This is a genomic window from Streptomyces sp. NPDC001493, from assembly GCF_053597235.1.
The window spans coordinates 117,088-138,436 of sequence record NZ_JBSFHV010000010.1; the positions used below are offsets into that span (position 1 = coordinate 117,088).

Consider the following 21,349-nt stretch of genomic DNA (forward strand, 5'->3'; position numbering starts at 1 on the left):
ATGAGTCGCCGTGCGACCTCAACGGACCCCAAGAGATCCCAAGGGGATCACAAGGGACCTCAAAGGACCTCATCCGGTCCGAGGAAGACAAGAATCGATCAGGATGACGGACCGGACCACGCGCCGGAGCACCGTCCACCCCGACGGGGCGAGGGTGCGCCCCGCACACCGGCGACCGGACCAGGGGGTGTCCCGTGATCCGTCGCGCACCCGCCGGGGAGTTCACGCGTACGGGGCGGTCCTACTCGGCCGCCGCCTCCATCGCCCTCACCAGGCTCGCGGGCCGCATGTCGGTCCAGGCGGCCTCGATCGCGTCCAGACACTCCTGACGCGATCCCTCCGGGCCGACGGCACGCCAGCCGCCCGGGATCTCGATCCGTGCGGGCCACAGCGAGTACTGACCCTCGTCGTTGACCAGCGCCACGAATCGTCCCGACTCGTCGTCGAAAGGATTGGTCACGGCCGTCCCCCACCTGTTCTCGCGCATTCTGCGACATGTTCATCAGACATTCCCGGGCACCTCGCGCCGGACCATTCCCGCCGCGATGCCGCCGGCCCCCGACCCTTTGCCCGGCACACCAGCCCCTGAGAGATCGGCGACGCGTCGCACGCTCTTTCGATGGACCTTCACCGCCGGGACAGGGTCACACCCCGACTTCACCCGTTCATGCCAATCACATTAGAGGATGCACGGCCGCCAAAGTCCCTATTCGCTCCATTGCCCCGCACACCCCGAATCCGACGACGCGACACATCTCGCCCTGGACATATGCCAAGTGATCACCTGTGAAACAGTTCAGTCGCCCCATGTCCCTCTTGCGCGGGTATCACTGAATTTGGGCCCCGGCATTTCACGGAAGCGCCCGCGCGCGCCCGCAGACGCCATAGTGCCGAATGATCCGATCGAGCTACCGTGCGCCGGGCACGCGCCCCGTCCGCCACACGATCGCCCGTGCCCGGAACGCGAAATGTCGTCCCCCTGAGCCGTGTCCGCCCCTTCCCGCCGGGCGGTGGGCGCCCGGCACGGCGCCTCGGACGGGGACGACGAGGCACCTTCCCGATGCTGACGTCAGCCATGGGTGGGGTGGTGCTTCCGGACTCTGCCGCCGGGCATCCTGTCGCGCTGACGCTCCCACTCGGTCTCCCGTGACAAGACGGATCGCGTTCTGAGCGGCGACCGCACCGAAAATCGCTGGCGGCGTCGTGGCCCGGGCACAAAGGGCTGTCCCGTAAGTGCGGCTGCGCCTTGACCTGAGACCAGGTCGATAGGGTCAGGACCACAGCCGACAAAAGAGGATCGTTCGATGGCGATGTACGACCAGCTGACCGAGTGGGCTGGCCAGGGGCATGTCACACGAGCCGGACGGGACGTTGTGGCTGGCTGGCGGATCCCGGAGTTCATGAAGGCACAGCTCGTCGAGGTGGGCATCCCGGTAGCTCCGCGCCTTATCGAACGAGTCGTGATGCAGAGCGAGGCCGATCCCGTCCTGCACACGTCCCGCGGTCCCCTCTACCGCCTCACGGAGGACACCGACCCCAACACGCCCGCTGAGCGGTCGTGGTTCGGCGCCGAGCCAGAGACCGGGGCGGTCTACTTCGTCATGCCGGACGGGGAGGCATGGTTCGCCAACTCGAGTGTCGGCGTGTGGCTCAACGTCCTTCACCGTTACGGCAGTCGCGTCAAAGCCTCCGAGCTTCTCGGTGAACCGGACGGCCCCGAGGAGTACCTCTCCGAAGAGGAGGAAGAGCGGGCTTTCGCCGAGCTGAACCGGCTGGCCGAGGAACTGAAGGAGATCGACCCGGCAGCCTTCAACGGCTACGAGGGGTTTCTCTGGCCAGGGCTCCTGGACCGCTGGCTCTACTGACCTCGGCGGCAGGGCAAGGGCCCGTAGGTCTGGACCGTGCAGGGATGCCAGGCGCATGGCTGAGATGATCTTCGTGTGGGGGCTGTGATCACGGCGTCTGAGCCGTCATGGATAGCGCCGTACTCCGGGCTGAGTCCGAAGCAGTTCGGGAAACTGATCACCATACTGCGGCGCGAAGGCCCGCCCCTCGTTCGCAGGGGACGTCCGTGGAGTCTGCCGCTGGAGGACCGGGTGTTGCTGGTTGCCGCGTACTGGCGAACGAACCTGACCTTGCGGCAGCTGGCTCCCTTGTTCGGGATCTCGAAGTCGGCCGCGGGCCGGATCGTGCGCCAGCTCGGGCCCCTGCTTGCGCTGCGGCTGCGGAGCCGTTTCCGTAGAGACACGGTGCTGATTGTGGACGGCACCCAGGTGCCGACACGGGACCATAGTGTGGCGGAGCAGTCCTACCGCTATTCCACCAACCATCAGGTCGTCATCGATGCCGACTCACGTCTGGTCGTCTCCGTCGGACGGCCCGTGCCCGGCAACCGCAACGACTGCACGGCGTGGGAACTGTCCGGAGCCAAGAGTTCGGTCGGCAACACCACCGTGATCGCCGAAGGCGGCTACCGCGGCACCGGTCTCATCATCCCGCATCGCCGAGAACCCGGCCAGGGCGAGTTACCGGCCTGGAAGGAAGCCCACAACACCTCCCACCGGAGAGTCCGCGCCCGAGTCGAGCACACCTTCGCCCGCATGAAAAACTGGGAGATCCTCCGCGACTGCCGCTTAAAGGCGACGGCGTGTACTACGCCTTGCTGGGTATTGCCCAACTGCACAATCTTGCACTGACCCGGTGAGCGAGAGGGCTCAGCCCGTCTCGGTCACGCCGGAGCCCGCCGGCTTCGGGGGCCTCTGGTGCCCGCACTCCAGCCGCTTACCGTCAGCGTCAGTCACTGTGTACTCCAGGACAACCTTGGTCGGGTCACCGTCCTCATAGAGCCATACCGTGATGCCCTCCTGGCAGACAGCGATAGAGAAGCAGAAATCGATCCCCGCGGCCTCCGGAGCGACCGCGAAGACCTCCCCGGGCTTCAGCCAGTAGTCCTCACCGTACGGTTCGACGAAGAGCCAGAGGTCGTTGGCGCCCACATTCTCCACAGGTAGCCAGCTGCGTCCCACGTGTCCCCCCAGGCCCATTGCTTCATGCACGAACCTCTACACGCTATCCACCCAGCCGCGTCGGCGCCTTGGCGGCCCTCGCCCCACCGACCCTTTGCGGGACAGCCCTGAGGCTCTCGGCGTGACACTTCGTGAGAACGAGATCCGTGTGGATGAGGCGGTCGTCCACTCCGGCTGCTGCGGGAGCAGCAGCCGGAGTGGACCGCCCTTCCCCTCTCACCGGCCGGTGAGGGCACCGACAACAGGATGTACCGGTTCGGCGATCAGCTGCTCGTGCGATTGCCGCGCACCCCGGACACCGCGAAGGCCGTACGCAAGGAGCGGACGTGGCTGCCGCGGCCGGGGACCGGCGAGCGGTGAACACGTCCCGGACGGATCCGGCCGCGGGCTCGGGTGCCACCAAGCCGAACCGGCGGGCTTCCTCCCGCACGGCGGCGCGAGGAAGGCAGAACGAAGACGGGCCCTGTCAGGACCCCGTCCGGCGTCAGAGAGCGATCAGCCCCGCCGGGGTCACCCGGAAGCCGCAGACGTCGACGTAGAACGTACGCAGATGCTCCTCGAAGTCGACGTGCAGCCAGGTGCACCCCGCCGCGCGGGCCTCCTCGACCGCGGCGGCGACCAGTGCCGCACCGACCCCGCGCGACCGGTGATGCCGGGCCACCACCGTGTCGAGCAGGAAAGCGTGGGCCCCGCCGTCCCAGAGGACGTTGACGAACCCGATCAGTGCACCGCCCTCCCGCGCGCAGACCCAGCCCAGGCTGTGGCGCTCCAGGCGTGCCCGCCAGTCGGTCCCGGTGGCCGGACCGCCGAACCCCTCGGCGTGCAGTGCGTCGAGGGCCGCGTTGCCGAAGTCGCCCCGCCACTCGTACGTGATCGTCACACCGGGATCGTAGGGGCGTCGGGGCTCGGCCCGGGTACGGGGAGCCTCAGGGGCGTGTCCGTGATCCCCGGGACACGGCCGGGACGACTGGCGGCCGGTCAGCCCATCAGGTGGTCAGCCCATCAGGTGGTCATCCCGGTCAGCCGGTCGAGCGAACGGCGCGCAGGATCAGGTCGGTCACCGGTCCGGGGTCGCTCACGGAGACCGCGTGGGGTGCGCTGACGCTGACCGTGTGGGCACCGGCCCGCTCGGCCATCCACTCCTCGGCGGCCGGCGGGATGTTGCGGTCCTCGGTGGCCACGAGGTACCAGCTGGGGATCTCCTTCCAGGCTGCCGCGGTGGCCTTGCCCTGGAGCGCGGCGAGGGCGATCGGACGCTGGCCCACGGACATCACCAGAGCGGTCGCGGCAGGCACTCCCGCCGCGAACTGCTTCTCGAAAAGGTGCTGTTCGATGATCAGCTCCTCGCCCTGACCGCCGTCGGGGAGCGGGTAGGACTGGGTGGTGGTCGCCTCGCCCAGGGTGCTGCCGGGGAACTTCCCGGTGAGTTCCAACGCGCTCTCGCCGATGTCCGGCACGAAGGCCGCGATGTAGACGAGGGCCTTGACCTGCGGGGCGCCGGAGGCGGCGATGCTGATGACCGAGCCGCCGTACGAATGGCCCACGAGCACGACGGGGCCCGAAACGCTGTCCAGCACGCTGCGGATGTAGGCGGCGTCGCTCTCCAGTCCGCGCAGCGGCAGTGCGGGCGCCAGGACGGGAATGCCTTCCTGCTGGAGGCGTTCGATCACCGAACTCCAGCTGGAGGCGTCGGCGAAGGCGCCGTGGATCAGGACGACGGTGGGGCTGGTCGAAGAAGACATGGAACAACTCCTGGTGAACCGTGGGACGGACAGGGGTGACCGGCCGGCCGGGGTACGGACGGCCGGTCGTGGAAGAGGAAGGAGCGGGGCGCCGCCGAAGCCTCGGCGGCGAGGCCGCTCGGGGTGACCGCGTCAGGCGCGGACCAGAGGGGTGTCGACCAGGTGCTCGGCCAGGAACCACGCCTGCAGCTCCCCGGTCCGGATGACCTGCGAGACCAGCAGGTCGTTGGTGCCGTCGTCGCCGAGCTCGATGGTCCTGGCCGCCGCGTCGTGGGCGTCCACCAGGATCGCCTCGTGCGCCTCCAGCAGCCGGGACAGCATCGCGGGTACCTCTTCGACTCCGTCCGGGGGCCGCGGGATCGAGGTGATCTCGGCGACGTGCCGGGGGTCGCCCACGGCGACCCCGCCCAGGGACTGGACGCGTTCGGCGATGGTGTCGACGAGTTCGAGCTGCTCACCCGCGTGCTTGTCCAGTACCAGGTGCAGTTGGTAGAAGGTCGCGCCGCGCATCAGCCAGTGGTGCTTCTTGTAGAGGCCGTAAAGGATCTGCGTGTCGGCCAGCACCTTGTTGAGCCGCTGACAGGAGTACATCCGCGCCTCGTAGGTGAGGCCGATCGGGAACTGCTTGACCGTGCCGAACTCCTGGATCACTTCGCCCTTCTGGTGCAGCCACGGCTGGCTGCTGCTCGCGGACGGGGACGAGTTGGTCATGGGTTCCTCCTGTGGTGCCGTGCTGTGACGTGCGCGCGGTGCGTTTCGTGACGTGCGCGCGATGCGTGCTGTGACGTGCGCGCGATGCGTGTCGTGACGTGCGCGCGGTGCGTGACGTGCGCACGGTGCTGTGTCGCGCCGCCCGCACTTCGGCGACGCTAGGCGCCCGAGCCGGCGGCGCGAGTCCCGCAGTGCATGCGGTGATGCCCGTCAGCGCACACGTCGTGACCGGGACGAAAGGAGTGCACTCATGGAACGCATCGGGTGCACTGCCGGACCACGCGGGCGCACCGATTGCTCCTAATCTCCTGACGGAGCGATCGGGGATCGCCCTTTCCACGAACACGGCGAAGGGCCTTCTTCTTTCCCTCCCACCTTTCCGTCTCCCCTTCCGCTCTCCCCCGGTCGCATACGACGCGCGAGCCGGACGATGCCGAATGCGCGCCGACCGTCGAGCGCACGAGGGTGCGGGTACCGGCAGGCACGGAAAACGCACGGAAACGCGGAACGCAGAAACGCGGAACGCGGAACGCGGAAATACGGAAACGCAACACGGTTCCCACTAGCTGCTCTTACTGCAGGAGGTTGTCCAAAGGTGTCCACGATGCCGGTCGGAGGGCTGGTCCCCAGCGCCACCGAAAACGCTGCGGACCTCATCGTCCGCAATGCGAAGATCCACACCGGCGACCCGGGTCGCCCGCAGGCCGGGGCCCTGGCGATCCGCGACGGTGTCATCACGGTCGTCGGCGACGACAATGACGTGGCGCCCTTCGTCGGTCCGGGCACGCGGGTGGTCGACGCACTCGGCCGCCGGATGATCCCCGGCCTCAACGACTCCCACCTGCACGTCATCCGGGGCGGGCTCAACTATGTGCTGGAGCTCCGCTGGGACGGCGTCCGTACCCTGCGCGAGGGTCTGGCGATGCTCCGGGAGCAGGCGGCCCGGACCCCGAAGGGCCAGTGGGTGCGGGTGGTCGGCGGGTGGTCGGCCGAGCAGTTCGCCGAACGGCGGCTGCCGACCGTCGCGGAACTGAACGCCGCCGCACCGGACACCCCAGTGTTCGTGCTGCACCTGTACCAGTCGGCGGTGCTCAACCGGGCGGCGCTCAAGGCGGCCGGGCACACCAGGGACACCCCCGATCCGAAGGGCGGGCAGATCGTCCGCGGCCGGGACGGCGAGCCCACGGGCATGCTGCTGGCCGCGCCGAGCGCGCTGATTCTCTACTCGACGCTGGCAAAGGCGCCGGTGCTGGAGGGCGGGGACAAGAAGATTTCCACCCTTCACTTCCTGCGGGAGCTGAACAGGTTCGGCCTCACGTCGGCGATCGACGCCGCCGGCGGTTTCCAGAATTTCCCCGAGAACTACAGCACCGTCGCCGAACTGGCCGAGGAAGGCCGGTTGTCGCTGCGCATCGCCTACCACCTCTTCCCGCAGACCGCCGGCCAGGAAATCGACGACCTCACGCGCTGGATCGAAATGACGCGTACCGAGGACGGGGACGAATGGCTGCGTCTCAACGGCGCGGGCGAGAATCTCACCTGGGCGGCGGCGGATTTCGAGAACTTCGCCCAGCCGCGTCCGGAACATTCGCCGGATTACGAGGTCGAGTTCGAGAAGGCCGTGCGTCTCCTCATGGAGAACGGCTGGGGGTTCCGGCTGCACGCCACGTACGACGAGACGATCCGCCGGGACCTCGCGGTCTTCGAGAAGCTTGCCGCCGAGGGCCTCTTCCCGGCCGGGAACCGGTGGCTGTTCGACCACGCGGAGACCGTCTCGACGGACAGCCTCGACCGGGTCGTCGCGCTGGGCGGCGCCATGTCCGTGCAGAACCGCCTGTCGTTCCAGGGCGAGGCGTTCCTGCGCCGGTACGGTCCCGGCGTCGCGGCGGACGCCCCTCCGGTGCGGGCCATGCTGGAGCGCGGGCTGACGGTCGGTGGCGGCACGGACGCCACCCGGGTCTCCACGTACAACCCGTGGATCGCCCTGCACTGGCTGGTCACCGGCCGCACAGTCGGCGACGTGGTGCTGCGTCCGGCACTCAACCGTGTCGACCGGGCGACGGCGCTGGCCATGTTCACCCGCGCGGGTGCGGAGCTGACGGGCGAGCAGGACGTCAAGGGCGTGCTGCGGCCGGGCTGCTTCGGCGACCTCGCGGTCCTCTCCGAGGACTACTTCGACGTGCCCGAGCAGGACATCGCGCACATCGAGTCGCTGCTGACCGTCGTCGGCGGCCGGATCGTCTACGCCACCGCCGAGTACGAGGGTCTGGACGAGGAGTTGCCGCCGGTCAGCCCGGAGTGGAGCCCGGTCACCCGTTTCGGCGGCTACCAGGCCGCACCGCGCACGGGTCCTTCGGGCGCCCGCCAGGCCGAGCTGCTCGGTCAGGCCGTCGCCGAGTCCGAGCAGCACCGTCAGTGGCGCGCCCGGCGCGGTCTGGCTCCCGAGAACCAGAGCCCGGTCTTCGACCCCTGCTTCTCCCTCTGATCCTTCCCCGAACTCCCGGGAGGGGCCCGGTCACGAGCCGCCCCTCCCGGGGCACCACCGCATCACCCCGTCCTCGCGCCGGGCGTCCGTCCGCGCGCGTCCCACTCCTGAAAGGTTCTCCCATGGCCGACATCTCCGAGGTCACCGCCGTCCCGAGCGACGCCCTGCTGACCCCCGACAACTGCGCGGTGCTCTTCGTGGACCACCAGCCGCAGATGTTCTTCGGTACGGGCAGCGGTGACCGCACCGCGATCATCAACGCGACGGTGGGCCTGGCGAAGGCCGCCAAGGTCTTCGACGTCCCCGTGGTCCTGAGCACGGTGGCCGCCGAATCCTTCTCCGGCCCGCTCCTGCCCCAGCTGGCCGATGTCTTCCCCGAGCAGAAGATCATCGACCGTTCCACGATGAACGCGTGGGAGGACGTCGCGTTCGTGGAGGCCGTCAAGGCCACCGGCCGCAAGAAGCTCGTGATCGCCGGTCTGTGGACCGAGGTCTGCATCGTCCTGCCCACCCTGTCGGCGCTCGCGCAGGGTTACGAGGTCTACGTCGTCGCCGACGCGTCCGGCGGCGTCACCCCCCAGGCCCACGACCACGCGGTACAGCGGATGGTCCAGGCCGGCGCCGTCCCGGTCACCTGGGTGCAGGTGCTGCTGGAGCTGCAGCGCGACTGGGCGCGTACGGAGACGTACCTGCCGGTCATGGACGTGGTGAAGGAGCACGGCGGCACCTACGGCCTCGGGGTCGTCTACGCGCAGACCGTCATCGGCGAGCACGCGGCCGGCTGATCCGCTCCACCAGGACATCGACGAAACGTCAGGAACGGGCATGAACGCAATGGACACCGGGCTCCTGGTCCTCCGTCTGGTGGTGGGACTCCTCATCGCCGGACACGGGGTGCAGAAGGTCAGCTTCCGGCTGGGCGGCAACGGGTTCGCGGGCGGGACCGAGGAGTTCCGCCACGACGGCTTCCGCGGCGGCCGACTCACCGCGCTCGCCGCGGGCGGCAGTCAGATCGGCGCCGGCCTGTTCCTGGCGGCCGGTGCGCTCACTCCCCTGGCGGCGATGGCCGCCATGGGGGTGATGACGGTCGCCGGAACCGTGAAATGGCACAAGGGCCTGTGGGTCCAGAACGACGGATACGAGTACCCGATGGTCCTCGTCGTCGCTTCGGGGGCGCTCGCGCTCACCGGGCCGGGCCGCTGGTCGGCCGACCGTCTGCTCGGACTGGCCCCCTGGCCGCTGTGGATCGTGGTCGCGGCCCTCGTAGCCGGACCGGCGAGCGGCCTGCTCACCCGGGCGGTGCTGCACCGCCCCTCCGTATCCCACCCCGCCGCCCCGGAAGGAGCGACTGCGCATGCGCGCCCTACTCGTTGACGCGGCTCGCACACTGGTCCCGCCGAAGGGGGACCGGCACGGCCCCCTGCCACCCCTCATGCTGACGCTGACGGTGGTCACCGGCCTGATCGACGCCGTGAGCTATCTGTCGCTCGGGCACGTCTTCGTCGCCAACATGACCGGCAACGTGGTGTTCCTGGGGTTCGCCCTGGCGGGTGCCGACGGCCTGTCCGTGCTCGCCTCCCTGGTGTCGATGGCCGCGTTCCTCACCGGCGCGCTGGCCGGAGGCCGGTTCGGCTCGCGGTTCGCGGCGCACCGGGGGCGGCTGCTGGCCTTCACCACGGCGCTCCAGGCGGTCCTCGTCCTCGGAGCTCTCGTCGCGGTCACGGTCTCCCACGGCGAGGTGACCCCCTGGGCCCGCTACACCCTGATCGTCCTGCTCGGCCTGGCCATGGGCATGCAGAACGCGGTCGCCCGCCGCCTCGGCGTACCCGACCTGACGACGACCGTGCTGACCCTGACCCTGACGGGACTGGCCGCGGACTCCGTCCCGGCCGGTGGAGCCGCGCCCCGGCCCGGACGGCGCGTCCTGTCCGTACTGGCCATGTTCCTCGGCGCGCTCGTCGGCGCGGCACTGCGCACCGAACTCCCCGTCACCCTGGGCCTCGCCCTGGCGTTCCTCGTGGTGACGTCCGTGGTCACCCGCCGTCTCTCGGCCCGGGACGCGGCCTGGGCCGAGCCGGCCTGACCCTGGGCCTTGACGTACTGACCGGGCGCGGGCCGGGATGCCCGCGCCCGGGTCGTACGTGCACCTCGCACGCGGCGACGGGCCGGGGAGCCGTCGGCCACTCCCTACGCGGACAGGACGCGCCGTCCTCCCGCCGGGAGGCTCCAGTCTCCTGTGGGGGGCTGGGTGCGGCCGGGAAACACCGGCTGCTCCGCCGGCGCCGAGGACTGCCACTCGCTGGGAGACATGCCGTAGGCGTCCCGGAAGGCCCGGCTGAAATGCGAGGGGCTGACGAATCCCCAGCGGTGCGCCACGGCCGCCACGGTGAGCCTGCGGTTCGGCGACCGGCCGAGTTCGCGGCGGCACGCCTCCAGTCTGCGGCGGCGGATCAACCGGCTCACCGTGGTGCCCTCGTCCTCGAAGAGCTTGTGCAGGTACCGGACGGAGATGTGGTGGGCGCGGGCGATCGAGCGCGGCGACAGATCGGGGTCCGTCAGATGCAGTTCGATGTGGTTCCGGATGCTCTCCGCCATCCGTGTGCCGGGGTCCGGGGAGTCCGGGTGTTCCGTTCCGACGGCGTCGACGACGAGCGCGGCGAGGATCTCCACCGCGTTGGCGACGAGCCGCTCGCCGCTCCGCGACCGGTGGGTCTCCCTGCTCTCGGCGAGCACCGACAGGGAGTGCGACACCAGCGCCCCCACCCCCTCCGTACAGCGCAGCGGCACCCCCAGGACCCGGCGCAGATCGGTGTCGGTGATCGCCAGGAGGCGGCGCGGTACGTGGAAGACCGTCATGCGGTACGCGTCGCCGGGGCGCGGGAAGGCGGGCGTGCCGGGCCCGCAGAACACGATGTCACCCGGCTCCAGGAAGATGTCGGTTCCGCCGCGGGGGACGGCTGCCGAACCGTGGACGTGCTGCGCGAGGTAGAGGGTCTCCCCGTCGCCGGAGTCCGACAGCCACGGCGGGACGGAGACACGTTCGTGGCCCGGATGAGCCAAGTCTCCTGGGTCGGCGGAACCGTGGGACGCGAGGACCGAGATCCGCAGGCTCTCGACCGCGGCGCCGGGGGCACGCCGGCCCAGCACCGTCAGATGGGGGCGGCCCCGAAAGGCGACCGAGGGGACGAAAGGGGCGGAGAGGCGGGAGTCCGGGAGGGTCGAGGCGTTCGCGAGGTGGGCCGGCTCCGCCGCCGGTGCGTCCACGGCCACGGAACGGCAGCACCCGCCGGCCGGCCGGCCCGCGCTCGCCGTCACTCCTCCTCTCCCGGAGGGGCGGCCTCCCTCGGCCTCGGCGTTCTGCTGGCTGTGCACGGCGTTCCTCACGCTTGATCTCTCCGTCTTCACTGTGATCGTCGGCACCTCGACGAGGACGCGGCCGGGGCGTCCGCACGGCCCCTGGGCGTGGCCCGGCGCGCAGCCGGACGCTCGTCCGTCGGGTGTCTCCGGAGCCACGCCCAAGGCGTCGTGTCCGGGTACTCCGGATGCTGTCAGCGGGGCGGAGCGCCGCGCTTCTGTCATGTGACCAGTCATGTGCCGGCGAGGTGCTCCGACGGGACTCCGCCGGTCGCTTCACCCCGCCGACCTGGCAGGATGCCTCCGAGCGGCCTGTACGTGCGTCGCTCGGCGCCCCTCGGGGCGGGTGGTTCGCGGGAAGGGAAGAGCACCATGGATCTCGGTACCGAGACGGTCGCCGATTCGGGGATCCTGAGCAGGGAACACGAGCTGTCCCGGATCTTCGAGCTGGTCGACACGGCGGACGGCACAGGCTCCAAGGTGCTGGTGCTGACCGGCGAACCCGGTGCCGGGAAGAGCACCCTGGTGGACCGGGCGGCCTCGTACGCCGCCTCCCGCGGCCGGCTGGTGCTCCGGGTACGGGGCGCCGAGGGCGAGCGGGAGCTCGGTTTCGCGGGGATCCATCAGCTGCTCCATCCGCTCCTCGGCGGTATCGGACGGCTGCCGGCCCATCAGGCCGAGGCGCTGCGCCTCGCGTTCGGGATGGCGCAGGCCGAGCCCTCGCAGCGGCTCGACCCGCTGCTGACCCGGCTCGGGGTACTGAATCTGCTCTCGGAGGCGGCCGCGGAGCGACCGCTGCTGCTCGTCGTCGACGATGCCCAGTGGCTGGATCTCGGTTCCCTGGAGGTGCTCGCCTTCGTGGCCCGGCGGCTGGAGGGCGAACCCGCCGCCCTGCTGCTCGCCGCCCGGGACGAGACCGTTCCGGAGCGGTTCGACCGTGTCTTCCCGCACCTGACGGCCGGTCCGCTGGACCGGGCCGCGTCCGTGCTGCTGCTGAACGCCCAGCCGCACCCGCCCCGGGGCCGGGCCCGGTCCCAGATCCTCCAGCAGGCGGCCGGCAACCCGCTGGCCCTCATCGAGCTCGCGCGCGCCTTCGCGAAGGACCCGAGCCGCCGCGACCGGGGGGCGACCGACTCGCTCCCCCTCACCGCCCGGCTGGAGCAGATCTTCGCCGCCGAACTCCCCACCCTCCCCGAGGCGACACGACGGGCCCTGCTCCTCGCCGCGGCGGCCGGTACCGCCCAGCTCTCCGACATCCTCCACACGGTCCCCGGCATGGACGGCCCCGAGGTGTGGCTGCCCGCCGAGCGGACGGGACTGATACGGGTCGAAAGCGGCGAGGTGCGGCTGCGCCATCCGCTCGTACGTTCCGCGATCTACCAGGCCGCCACCTTCGCCGAGCGCCGCGAGGCCCATCTGGTGCTCGCCGCGGCCTTCACCGACGAACCCGACCGCCGCGCCTGGCATCTCGCGGCGGCGGCGCTCGGTCCGGACGCGGAGGTCGCCGACGCCCTGGCCGAGAGCGCCGAGCGTTCACGTTTCCGGGGCGGGTACGCGGCCGCCGCGGCGGCTCTGGAACGCGCCGCGGAACTCACCCCGGACCGGGAGCAGCGCGCCCGCCGTCTGCTCGCGGCGGCCATGTCGGCCACGCACGGGGGCCATCCGCAGTGGGTGAACGAGATCACCTCCCGGGTGACCACGCTCACCGACGACGTGCAGCTCCTCGCCGAGGCATCCGTACTCGCGGGCTGGTCCCTGGCCGTGACGCTCCGGTACGACGACTCCATCGCCTACCTGTTGCCGGTGGCCGAGTCGATGGCCACCGAGTCCCCCGTCCTCGCCCTGGACGCGGCGGGAACGGCCGCGACGCCGGCGTACCGGTCCGGCAACCCCTTCCACCGGACCGAACTCCTGCGGATCACCGACCTCGTCGCGGGGGAACCGTACAAGGTCGACCGCGTCTGGGTGCTGGCCTCGTGCGCACCCTTCACCGCCCGCGACCGGGCCATGGAGCTCTTCCGCCGCGTGCTGGAGGCGCTGCCGGAGGGCGGACTGAACGAGACCATCGTGCTGGGCGGCGCGGCCTGGGCGCTGGACGAGACTGATCAGGCCGTACGCCTTCTCGGGCGGGCGATGGATCATCTGCGCCGGGCCGCGACGGCCGGTGCCAATGCGACCGTCGCGTTCTCGCTCGCCAACTCCCTGTTCGAAAGCGGTGCCTGGACCGCGGCCCAGTCCACCGCCGAGGAGGCGTTCTGGATGGCGACCGAGGCGGGCGCGGACTACATGGCCGTGGGTTCACCGCTCCTCCAGGCCACGCTGCGCGCCGCGCGCGGCGACCACGCGGGTGCGCGTGCCCGGGCCGGCCAGGCCGTACGCGCCGTCGACCTGCGCAAGCTGCCGGGCCTGTACGTGAGCCACCGGCGGGCCCTCGCCATGGCGGCCCTCGCGGAGGGCGACCACGGGACGGCGTACGAGCAGTTCCGGCGTACCTTCACCCGGGACTTCCATCCCCTGCCGGTGCACTACCACGCGTCTCTGTACTGCGTCGCGGATCTCGCCGCCGCGGCCGTCCGCGCCGGGCAGACGGACGATGCCCGCACCGTCCTCACGGCCGCCGAGGCAACCCTGAGCGGGTCACGCTCCGTCCGGCTGGACGCGATTCTGCACCGGGCCCGGGCCCTGCTCACCGAATCCGACGGCGCGGAGGCCCACTTCCGGGCGGCGCTCGCCGACCCGGCCGTCATTCAATGGCCGTTCGAACACGCCCTGGCCCAGCTGGACTTCGGTGAGTGGCTGCGGCGCCACCGGCGGAGCGCCGAGGCGCGTCCGCTGCTCGGCACCGCCCTGGAGTTCTTCGAACGGCTCGACGCGCGCCCGTGGATCGAGCGCGCCTCCGCCGAACTCCGTGCGGCGGGAGTGGCCGTGACGGCCGTGACCGCTCCGGACGCGGCGGCCGACCTGACGCCCCAGGAACACCAGATCGCCCAGCTGGCCGCGGAGGGGCTCACCAACCGGGACATCGGCGCCCGGCTCTATCTGTCGCCCCGCACCATCGGTTTCCACCTGCACAAGATCTTCCCCAAGCTCGGGGTCACCGCGCGCGGTCAGCTCCGCGACGTACTGGGCCGGGACTGACCGCTCCCGCGGGGGTCACGCGGGCAGGCGCGGCACGCTGTCGATGAGGCGGCGGGTGTAGGGGTGCGCCGGTGCGCCGAGCACCTGGGCGGTGGCGCCCTGCTCGACGATCTGCCCGCGTTCCAGCACGGCGGTGCGCTCGCAGAGGGTGGCCACCACGGACAGGTCGTGGGAGACCATCACCAGCGTGAGCCCCCGCTCCTCCTTCAGCTCGGCCAGCAGGTCGACGACCTTCACCCGGGTGGTGACGTCCAGCGCGCTGACCGGTTCGTCGGCGAGCAGGACGCGGGGGTCGCAGACGGTGGCGCGGGCGATGGCGATGCGCTGGCGCTGGCCGCCGGAGAACTCGTGCGGGTAGCGGTCGACGGCGTCCGCCTGGAGGCCGACCCGTTCCAGCGCCGCGGCGACCTTGGGCGCGGCGGACGTACGGCTGTCGAGGCCGAGGGAGCGCAGCGGCTCCGCGACGATCGCGCCGACCTGGCGGCTGGGGTCGAGCGAGGAGTAGGGGTCCTGGAAGACGCACTGCACGCTGCGCCGGAAGCGGCGCATCTGTGCGCGGTCGCGCGGGTTCAGGTCCGTCCCGTCGAAGCGGACGGCGCCGGCCGTGGGCCGGGCGAGGCCCAGCAGCAGGCGGAGCAGGGTCGTCTTCCCGGCGCCGGACTCGCCGACCAGCGCGAGGCTCTCGCCCGCGTCGACGGCGAGGGAGACGTCCCGCACCACGTCGGCGGCGGAGCCCCGGTAGCGTACGGCGGCGTCCTTGAGCTCCAGTACGGGCGTCATCGCGCGCTCCTCAGGTCCAGGGCGGATTCCAGCTTCCGGGCGCTGGCGACCAGGGTGCGGGTGTACTCCTCGCGCGGTGCGTGCACGACGTCGTGGACCGCGCCCTGCTCGACGGTCCGGCCGTCCTTCATCACGAGGACCCTGTCGGTGACCTTGGCGACGACGGCGAGGTCGTGGCTGACGAACAGCACGGCCATCTCCCGTTCCCGCACCAGGCCGTCGATGAGTTCCAGCATCTCCGCCTGGACGGAGACGTCCAGGGCGGTGGTGGGTTCGTCGGCGATGAGCAGCTTGGGTTCGCAGGCGAGCGCCATCGCGAGGGCGACGCGCTGACGCTGTCCGCCGGAGATCTCGTGGGCGAAGGCGCGGGAGATCCGCTCGGGTTCGGGCAGCCGGACCTGTTCCAGGGCCTCGATCACGGCGGCACGCAGGGGCTTGCCCTTGAGGCCGGTGCGCCGGGCGAGCGGTTCGGCGATCTGGCGGCCCAGTCGCATCAGCGGGTCGAGCGCGGTCAGCGGTTCCTGGAAGACGATGGCGGCGTCCCGTCCCCGCACCTCGGTGAGGCGCTTCTCGGGGGCGCCCACCGTCTGGGTGCCGGCGAGTACGACGCTGCCGGCCGAGGTCATGCCCTCGGGGAGCAGTCCGAGCACCGCGAGGGTGGTCAGGGACTTGCCGGAGCCGGACTCGCCGATGAGGCCGAGCCGTTCACCGCCGGCCACCGTGAAGGTCAGGTCGTCGACGAGGGTCCGGCCGTCGTCGGTCCGGACGGTCAGTCCCGTCACGTCGAGGAGAGTCACGCGCGCCTCCGCCGGGTGGCCGGGTCGAGGGTGTCCCGCAGGCCGTCGGCGATGAGGTTGACGCCGATGACGAGGAGGACGAGCAGGATGCCGGGCGCGAGCGCGCCGACGGGTGCCGTGGTGAAGGTGGCCTGGGCTTCCTGGAGCATGCGGCCCCAGGAGGCGTTGGGCGGCGGTGCCCCGAGGCCGAGGTAGGAGAGCCCGGCCTCGGCGAGGACCGCGAGCCCGAACTGGAGGGCGAGGTTGACAACCAGGGTGGGCCAGATGTTGGGCAGCACGTGGGAGAGGACCGTGCGGGGCCAGGAGGTGCCGGAGGTGCGGGCGGCGGTGATGTAGTCGCGTGCCAGGACCCGCTTGACGAGGACGCGCACCAGGCGCGCCACGACCGCGCTCTGCGCCAGGCCGATCGCGAGCACCGCCGAGCTGAGCGTCGCCGAACGCGCGGCGACGATGAGCATCGCCAGCAGCAGCGTCGGGAAGGCGATGAGGATGTCCAGCAGCGCCGAGAACGTGTCGTCGAGCCAGCCCTGCGCGAACGCGGCGAGTACGCCCAGGGTGATCCCGATGAGCGCGGCCACGGCCACCGAACCGAGGCCCGCCTCGACGGCGATGCGGGAGCCGGTCATCACCTGGGTGAACAGGTCGCGGCCGAGCTTGTCGGTGCCGAGCAGGTGGCCGCCGCCGGGGCCGTCGAGCCGTCCGCCGGAGGTGTCCTCCGCGTCGAAGGGCAGCCAGAAGAGCGACACCACGGCCAGCAGCACGATCAGTCCGGCGAGTACGCAGCCGACGATCAGGTTGGCGGAGCGGCGGGAGCGCCGCTTGGACGCGGGGACCGCCGCGGTGGCCGCCGGAGCGTCCGCCGCGGTGGTCAGGCCGGTCCCGGTCATCGGGTACCTCCCGAGAGTCGGCCGCGCAGCCGCGGGTCGATGATCCGCTGGACCAGGTCGGCGACGAAGCCGATCAGGAGCACTGCGAGGGTGGAGATGAAGAGCACGCCCTGGATGACCGGGTAGTCGTGCTGGGAGATGCCGTTCGCGAGGAGCGAGCCGAGGCCCGGCAGCGCGTACACCGACTCCACGACGACGGCGCCGAGCAGCGTCGAGGCGAGCTCGATGCCGAGGATGGAGATCACCGGGACCGACGCGTTGCGCAGGCCGTGCCGCCACATGGCGCGGCCGAAGGACGAGCCGAGCGCCCGGGAGGTGCGCAGGTAGTCGCTGCCGAGCACGTCGAGGGTGGCGGAGCGTACGTAGCGGATCAGCGAGGCGCTCATCACCAGGGCGATGGTCACGACCGGCAGCACGAGGGCGCGGACCGCCTCGGCGGGGTCGGCCCAGCCGTCCGGCGGGAAGCCGCCGGACGGCAGCCAGCCCGCGTTCAGCGCGAACACCGCGATGAGGATCATGCCGAGCCAGAACACGGGGACCGCGATGCCCAGCTGGGACACGCCGCTGAGCAGCGCCCCGTACCAGGTGCGCCGCTTGTACGCGGCGACGAACCCGGCCGGTACGGCGACCAGGACGGCGAGGACGAACGCGGCCAGCGTGAGCGGGAGGGTGACGTCGAGCCGGGCGCTGATCTCGGGGCCCACCGGGAGCGAGCTGACGAACGAGGTGCCGAGGTCGCCGCTCGCCATCTGTGCGATCCAGTGGGTGAACTGCTCGGGCAGCGGGCGGTCGGAACCGATGGAGTGGCGGGCCGCGGCGATCTGCTCGGGGCTGGCGCCGACCGAGGTGAGTGCGTTGGCCGGGTCGCCGGGGAGCAGGCGCAGCAGTGCGAAGAGCACCACGCTCGCCAGGGCCAGCGACACCACGAGGAAGGCGAGCCGGCGCAGGAGGTAGCGCGCCATCAGCCCGTCTTCTTGATGTCGTAAGCGAAGAACTGGGAGTTCAGGCCGTTGACCGGGTAGCCGGAGAGCTTGGTGCTCGCGACGACGATCTGCGGGTAGAGGTAGAGCCAGTCGCTGGCGGCGTCCTTGGCGGTCTGCTCGTTGACCTTCTTGAGCAGTGCGGTCTGCGCGGCCGTGTCGGGAGCCTCTTCGGCTTCCTTGACCCACTGGGTGACCTGCGGGTTGTCGTAGCCCCAGTAGAAGTCGGGGTTGCCGTACCAGACCAGGTCGCGGTCGTTGACGTGCTCCTGGAGGGTGGCCGAGAAGTCGTGGTTCTTGTAGACCTTCGTGTACCACTCGTCGGGGGTGATCGTGTTGATCTTGACGGTGATGCCGACCTTGGCGAGCTGCGACTTGATGAAGGTCGCGGCGGTCGGGTGCGGGTCGTAGTTGGGGGTGTCGAGGGTGAAGCTGAAGCCCTTGGCGTAACCGGCCTCGGCGAGCAGCTTCTTGGCCTTCGTCACGTCGTAGGCGTTGACGGAGGTGAGGTCCTCGTACCAGGGGTCGGTGGGCGGGACCATCGAGCCGATCTGCTTGCCGTAGCCGCCCCAGACGGACTCCAGGAGCTTCTTGTCGTCGATGGCGGCGGAGACGGCCTGGCGCACCTTGACGTCGGTGAAGGGCTTGGCCTTGTCGTTGAAGGCCAGCAGCAGCTTGGTGGTGGAGTCGCCGTCGTTGACCTTGTAGGAGCCGTTGCTCTTGAACTGCTCCAGGGCGTCGGGCGACTGCTCGCTGGTGACCACGTCGACGGCGTTGGTCAGCAGCGCGTTGTTCAGCGCGGTGGCGTCCTTGTAGTAGTGGAAGACGACCTGCTTGTTGGCGGCGGCGTCGCCCCAGTAGCCGGCGAAGCGGTTCAGGCTCAGCGCGGAACCGCGGGTCCACTTGTTCAGGGCGTACGGCCCGGTGCCGTCCTCGGTCGTCTTCAGGTTCTTCGCCTGGGAGTTGATGATCCAGACGTAGGAGAGGTTGTAGACGAAGGAGACCGACTTCTGGGACAGCGTGATCTTCACGGTCCGCGCGTCGGGGGTGGCGATGTCCTTGACGACTTCCAGGTTGCTCTTGCGGGCGGACTGGGAGTCGTCCGCGAGCACCTTCTCCAGGCTGTACTTGACGTCCTCGCTGGTGAGGGCCTTGCCGCTGTGGAACTTCACGCCGTCGCGGAGGGTGAAGGTGTAGGTGAGGCCGTCGGCACTGGTCGTGTAGTCCTCGGCGAGGAGCTTGTCGACCTTGCCGTCGTCGGTGAGCCGGAAGAGGCCCTCGTAGACGTTGCCGTTGAGCACCTCGGTGACGCCCTGGCCGCCGCCGGCGGTGTTGTCGAGGTTCTGCGGCTCGTAGAGGGAGCCGATGTTGACGACCGCGTCCTTGTTCCAGGTGCCGCCGCCGGAGGCGCTGGTGCCGCCGTTGCCGCCGCAGGCGGTCAGGGCCACGGCGAGGGCTGCGACGGTCGCGGTGGAGAGCAGGACGTTCTTCTTGGTGCTCATGGGGTGAGGGCTCTTTCGGTGCGTGGAGCTGCGGGGTGGTCGATACCGGCGATCAGTGCTGTGCGTCGGAGCCGTCGCGGAAGACGGGGAGCTTCTCGCCGGCCTCGATGGGCAGGTGGAAGCGGTTCTGCCGCGGCGGCATCGGACAGTTGTACTGATCGGAGAACCCGCAGGGCGGCACGAAGGCCTGGTTGAAGTCGAGGACGACCCGGTTCTCGTCCTCCGTGCGCCGCACGAAGAGGAAACGGCCGGCGCCGTAGGTGGAGTCGCCGTTGGTCGGGTCGCCGAAGACGAGCAGCAGGGTGCCGTCGTCGTCGAAGGCGCTCAGGGTGTAGTCGCGGCCGTCGAAGGTGAGCGCGATGTCGCCCGGGACGACCAGGTCGCGGCTGCCGCCGTTGTCCCGGATGTGCTCGAAGGCGACGCGCCGGGCGCCGGGGACGGGCGTGTACGTGGCCTCCAGCACCAGGGCGGGGTCGTACGCGAAGGTGTCGACCCGGTCGAAGGCGCGGATGGCGGGCGCGTCGGCGTCCCAGAACCGCAGGCCCCGCTCGGGCTCGCCGCTGACCAGGTCGGTGCGCTGGACCTCGGTGACGGTCACGGTGTCCGGCGCCTGCGCGCGTGCGGCCTCCGCGTCCGGGGTCTCCCCCGTCGGCGCCCAGCGGGTCTCGACCAGGGCGAGGTTGCCCATCGGGGAGGTGAGCGCACGGCGACGCTCGGCGCGCCAGGCGTCCCACTCCTCCGCCGGGTCGACGGTGGCGCGGGCGGGGGTGGAGTCGGACACGGCAGTACTCATTCGTCTAGGCGGGGCAGCCCTCACCTTCCGGTACTACAGGAGGTGAATGCATGGCCAAAGCATCACCTTTATTGGTCATAAGTCCCCCTAATGTCAAACCTTCGATCCACATGGTGAGACAGCCATCCCGGTCACGGAAGCCGTCATTCCGGCCCTACGACCGGCGGAAATACACAAGTCGTATTCCGGTAAGGGGACTTGCACGCCTCCTGCGTACTGGTCGGTCGGCTCCCGGATCAGCACCCGATCGGCACCCAGGGGGATCGTCCCAGGGATCGAGAAGGCGGGACGCGTACGGCGACCAGCCGACCAGGCCCCCGGCGGGGGCCCCGGCGGGGGGGCACCCCGCGTGACCGCGGTGACGCTGAGCGCGCCATCACGGTGGCGCTGGGCGCGATCGCGCCCCTCTCCTCCCCGATCACCTTCAACGAGGCGGGCGGGTGGTCCTGGCGATCACCGCCAGGACCACCCGTCAGGAACGCCCCACCGGGATTGCCGTAGCGGTCGGCGAGGTCCCACAGCGACGGCCCACCGGTCGAACCGGTGGGCCGTGGCGCGGTGACGCGGTGGCGCGGTGGCGCGGTGGCGCGGTGGCGCGGTGGCGCGGCGCCTACGAGGACTCCGTCACGACGCGCAGACGAGTTTCAGAAACACCCGAAGCGCGTCGGTGTGCAGCTCCTGTACATAGATGTAGACGCTGTTTTCGCAGCCGTCGACCACATTGTCATAACTTCCGTACCCCACCTTCACCCCCTTCGGGACTTTCTGCCATTTCCGGCCTTCCGACGACGGGGTGATTTTCACCAGTTCGATCCCCGGCTGACCAGAATCGGCGAGGAACTCTCCCCATTCCTTACGGGATGCGTCGAACTGAATTTCACCCGCGGAGCCCGACCAGTCCTCCTGCTCGCAGAAGCGCAGGTTGGCCACTGCGTCAGGAATGGCGAGACCGTACACCTTCTCGACCTTTTCCAGACTGCGCCCATGCGTGCACCCCGCGTACATACGAGAGTCGGCCCGCGCTACAGGATTCTTGTCGGTCTCTGCGCGAGCGGTCGTGCCGCAGCCCCAGCAGGAAAGCGCGAGGAGTCCCGGCAGGACGAAACCGAGCCATACTCTGGGCCAGATGATTGACTCCATACCATTCCACTTCG

General features: G+C 70.4%; 19 protein-coding genes and 1 pseudogene. 7 read left to right on the plus strand and 13 right to left on the minus strand.

What is annotated here, in order from left to right; genetic code table 11:
* Nucleotides 1-241: 241 nt before the first annotated feature.
* On the minus strand, nucleotides 242-460 hold the full coding sequence (locus ACWCWD_RS16520) for an MbtH family protein (RefSeq protein ID WP_450773510.1): 219 nt from the start codon (nucleotides 458-460) through the stop codon (nucleotides 242-244).
* 844 nt (nucleotides 461-1,304) lie between these two features.
* Between ACWCWD_RS16520 and ACWCWD_RS16525 the strand changes: the two genes are divergently transcribed.
* On the plus strand, nucleotides 1,305-1,865 hold the full coding sequence (locus ACWCWD_RS16525) for an SUKH-4 family immunity protein (RefSeq protein ID WP_450773511.1): 561 nt from the start codon (nucleotides 1,305-1,307) through the stop codon (nucleotides 1,863-1,865).
* 75 nt (nucleotides 1,866-1,940) lie between these two features.
* A pseudogene (locus tag ACWCWD_RS16530) lies at nucleotides 1,941-2,704 on the plus strand (transposase).
* A gap of 10 nt (nucleotides 2,705-2,714) precedes the next feature.
* On the opposite strand, the gene ACWCWD_RS16535 reads toward ACWCWD_RS16530, so the two are convergent.
* The 4 genes from ACWCWD_RS16535 to ACWCWD_RS16550 form a co-directional block, all read right to left on the minus strand.
* On the minus strand, nucleotides 2,715-2,996 hold the full coding sequence (locus ACWCWD_RS16535) for a hypothetical protein (RefSeq protein WP_450773512.1): 282 nt from the start codon (nucleotides 2,994-2,996) through the stop codon (nucleotides 2,715-2,717).
* A gap of 514 nt (nucleotides 2,997-3,510) precedes the next feature.
* Entirely contained in the window at nucleotides 3,511-3,906 is a 396-nt protein-coding gene (locus tag ACWCWD_RS16540) for a GNAT family N-acetyltransferase (RefSeq protein WP_450773513.1), read from the minus strand.
* 139 nt (nucleotides 3,907-4,045) lie between these two features.
* On the minus strand, nucleotides 4,046-4,768 hold the full coding sequence (locus ACWCWD_RS16545) for an alpha/beta fold hydrolase (protein ID WP_450773514.1): 723 nt from the start codon (nucleotides 4,766-4,768) through the stop codon (nucleotides 4,046-4,048).
* A gap of 132 nt (nucleotides 4,769-4,900) precedes the next feature.
* The gene (locus ACWCWD_RS16550) at nucleotides 4,901-5,479 is read right to left on the minus strand and encodes a Dps family protein (RefSeq protein ID WP_450773515.1); all 579 of its coding nucleotides are present in this window, start codon (nucleotides 5,477-5,479) and stop codon (nucleotides 4,901-4,903) included.
* 604 nt (nucleotides 5,480-6,083) lie between these two features.
* Between ACWCWD_RS16550 and ACWCWD_RS16555 the strand changes: the two genes are divergently transcribed.
* The 4 genes from ACWCWD_RS16555 (at nucleotide 6,084) to ACWCWD_RS16570 (ending at nucleotide 10,047) form a co-directional block, all read left to right on the plus strand.
* The gene (locus ACWCWD_RS16555; RefSeq protein WP_450773625.1) at nucleotides 6,084-7,964 is read left to right on the plus strand and encodes an amidohydrolase; all 1,881 of its coding nucleotides are present in this window, start codon (nucleotides 6,084-6,086) and stop codon (nucleotides 7,962-7,964) included.
* A 122-nt stretch (nucleotides 7,965-8,086) separates the two neighbouring features.
* Nucleotides 8,087-8,749 carry a hydrolase gene (locus tag ACWCWD_RS16560; RefSeq protein WP_450773516.1) on the plus strand — a complete coding sequence of 221 codons (663 nt, stop codon included), beginning with the start codon at nucleotides 8,087-8,089 and terminating at the stop codon, nucleotides 8,747-8,749.
* Between the two features lie 49 nt (nucleotides 8,750-8,798).
* Nucleotides 8,799-9,338 (plus strand): DoxX family protein, encoded by a 540-nt coding sequence (locus ACWCWD_RS16565; RefSeq protein ID WP_450773626.1) that lies wholly within the window; start codon nucleotides 8,799-8,801, stop codon nucleotides 9,336-9,338.
* Nucleotides 9,319-10,047: a YoaK family protein gene (locus ACWCWD_RS16570; RefSeq protein WP_450773517.1), complete on the plus strand. Its 729-nt coding sequence runs from the start codon at nucleotides 9,319-9,321 to the stop codon at nucleotides 10,045-10,047. The genes ACWCWD_RS16565 and ACWCWD_RS16570 overlap by 20 nt, the downstream gene beginning before the upstream one ends.
* Nucleotides 10,048-10,151: 104 nt before the next feature.
* Here ACWCWD_RS16570 and ACWCWD_RS16575 read toward each other — a convergent pair whose 3' ends face one another.
* On the minus strand, nucleotides 10,152-11,234 hold the full coding sequence (locus ACWCWD_RS16575; RefSeq protein ID WP_450773518.1) for a helix-turn-helix domain-containing protein: 1,083 nt from the start codon (nucleotides 11,232-11,234) through the stop codon (nucleotides 10,152-10,154).
* Nucleotides 11,235-11,690: 456 nt separating this feature from the next.
* Here ACWCWD_RS16575 and ACWCWD_RS16580 point away from each other — a divergent pair, with 456 nt between their 5' ends.
* Complete coding sequence (locus tag ACWCWD_RS16580) at nucleotides 11,691-14,456, plus strand: helix-turn-helix transcriptional regulator (RefSeq protein WP_450773519.1); 2,766 nt, start codon at nucleotides 11,691-11,693, stop codon at nucleotides 14,454-14,456.
* A gap of 15 nt (nucleotides 14,457-14,471) precedes the next feature.
* Here ACWCWD_RS16580 and ACWCWD_RS16585 read toward each other — a convergent pair whose 3' ends face one another.
* From ACWCWD_RS16585 to ACWCWD_RS16615, 7 genes are all read right to left on the minus strand, one after another.
* Complete coding sequence (locus ACWCWD_RS16585) at nucleotides 14,472-15,236, minus strand: ABC transporter ATP-binding protein (RefSeq protein ID WP_450773520.1); 765 nt, start codon at nucleotides 15,234-15,236, stop codon at nucleotides 14,472-14,474.
* Nucleotides 15,233-16,033 carry an ATP-binding cassette domain-containing protein gene (locus ACWCWD_RS16590; RefSeq protein WP_450773521.1) on the minus strand — a complete coding sequence of 267 codons (801 nt, stop codon included), beginning with the start codon at nucleotides 16,031-16,033 and terminating at the stop codon, nucleotides 15,233-15,235. The genes ACWCWD_RS16585 and ACWCWD_RS16590 overlap by 4 nt, the downstream gene beginning before the upstream one ends.
* Nucleotides 16,030-16,920 (minus strand): ABC transporter permease, encoded by an 891-nt coding sequence (locus ACWCWD_RS16595; protein ID WP_450773522.1) that lies wholly within the window; start codon nucleotides 16,918-16,920, stop codon nucleotides 16,030-16,032. The genes ACWCWD_RS16590 and ACWCWD_RS16595 overlap by 4 nt, the downstream gene beginning before the upstream one ends.
* Nucleotides 16,917-17,882 (minus strand): ABC transporter permease, encoded by a 966-nt coding sequence (locus ACWCWD_RS16600; RefSeq protein WP_450773523.1) that lies wholly within the window; start codon nucleotides 17,880-17,882, stop codon nucleotides 16,917-16,919. Before ACWCWD_RS16600 ends, ACWCWD_RS16595 begins: the two co-directional genes overlap by 4 nt.
* Complete coding sequence (locus ACWCWD_RS16605) at nucleotides 17,882-19,402, minus strand: ABC transporter substrate-binding protein (protein WP_450773524.1); 1,521 nt, start codon at nucleotides 19,400-19,402, stop codon at nucleotides 17,882-17,884. The genes ACWCWD_RS16600 and ACWCWD_RS16605 overlap by 1 nt, the downstream gene beginning before the upstream one ends.
* Nucleotides 19,403-19,454: 52 nt before the next feature.
* Nucleotides 19,455-20,195, minus strand: coding sequence for a DUF1684 domain-containing protein (locus ACWCWD_RS16610; RefSeq protein ID WP_450773525.1), 741 nt, complete (start codon nucleotides 20,193-20,195; stop codon nucleotides 19,455-19,457).
* A 624-nt stretch (nucleotides 20,196-20,819) separates the two neighbouring features.
* Nucleotides 20,820-21,335, minus strand: a complete 516-nt coding sequence (locus tag ACWCWD_RS16615; protein ID WP_450773526.1) for a hypothetical protein — start codon at nucleotides 21,333-21,335, stop codon at nucleotides 20,820-20,822.
* Nucleotides 21,336-21,349 lie beyond the last annotated feature (14 nt).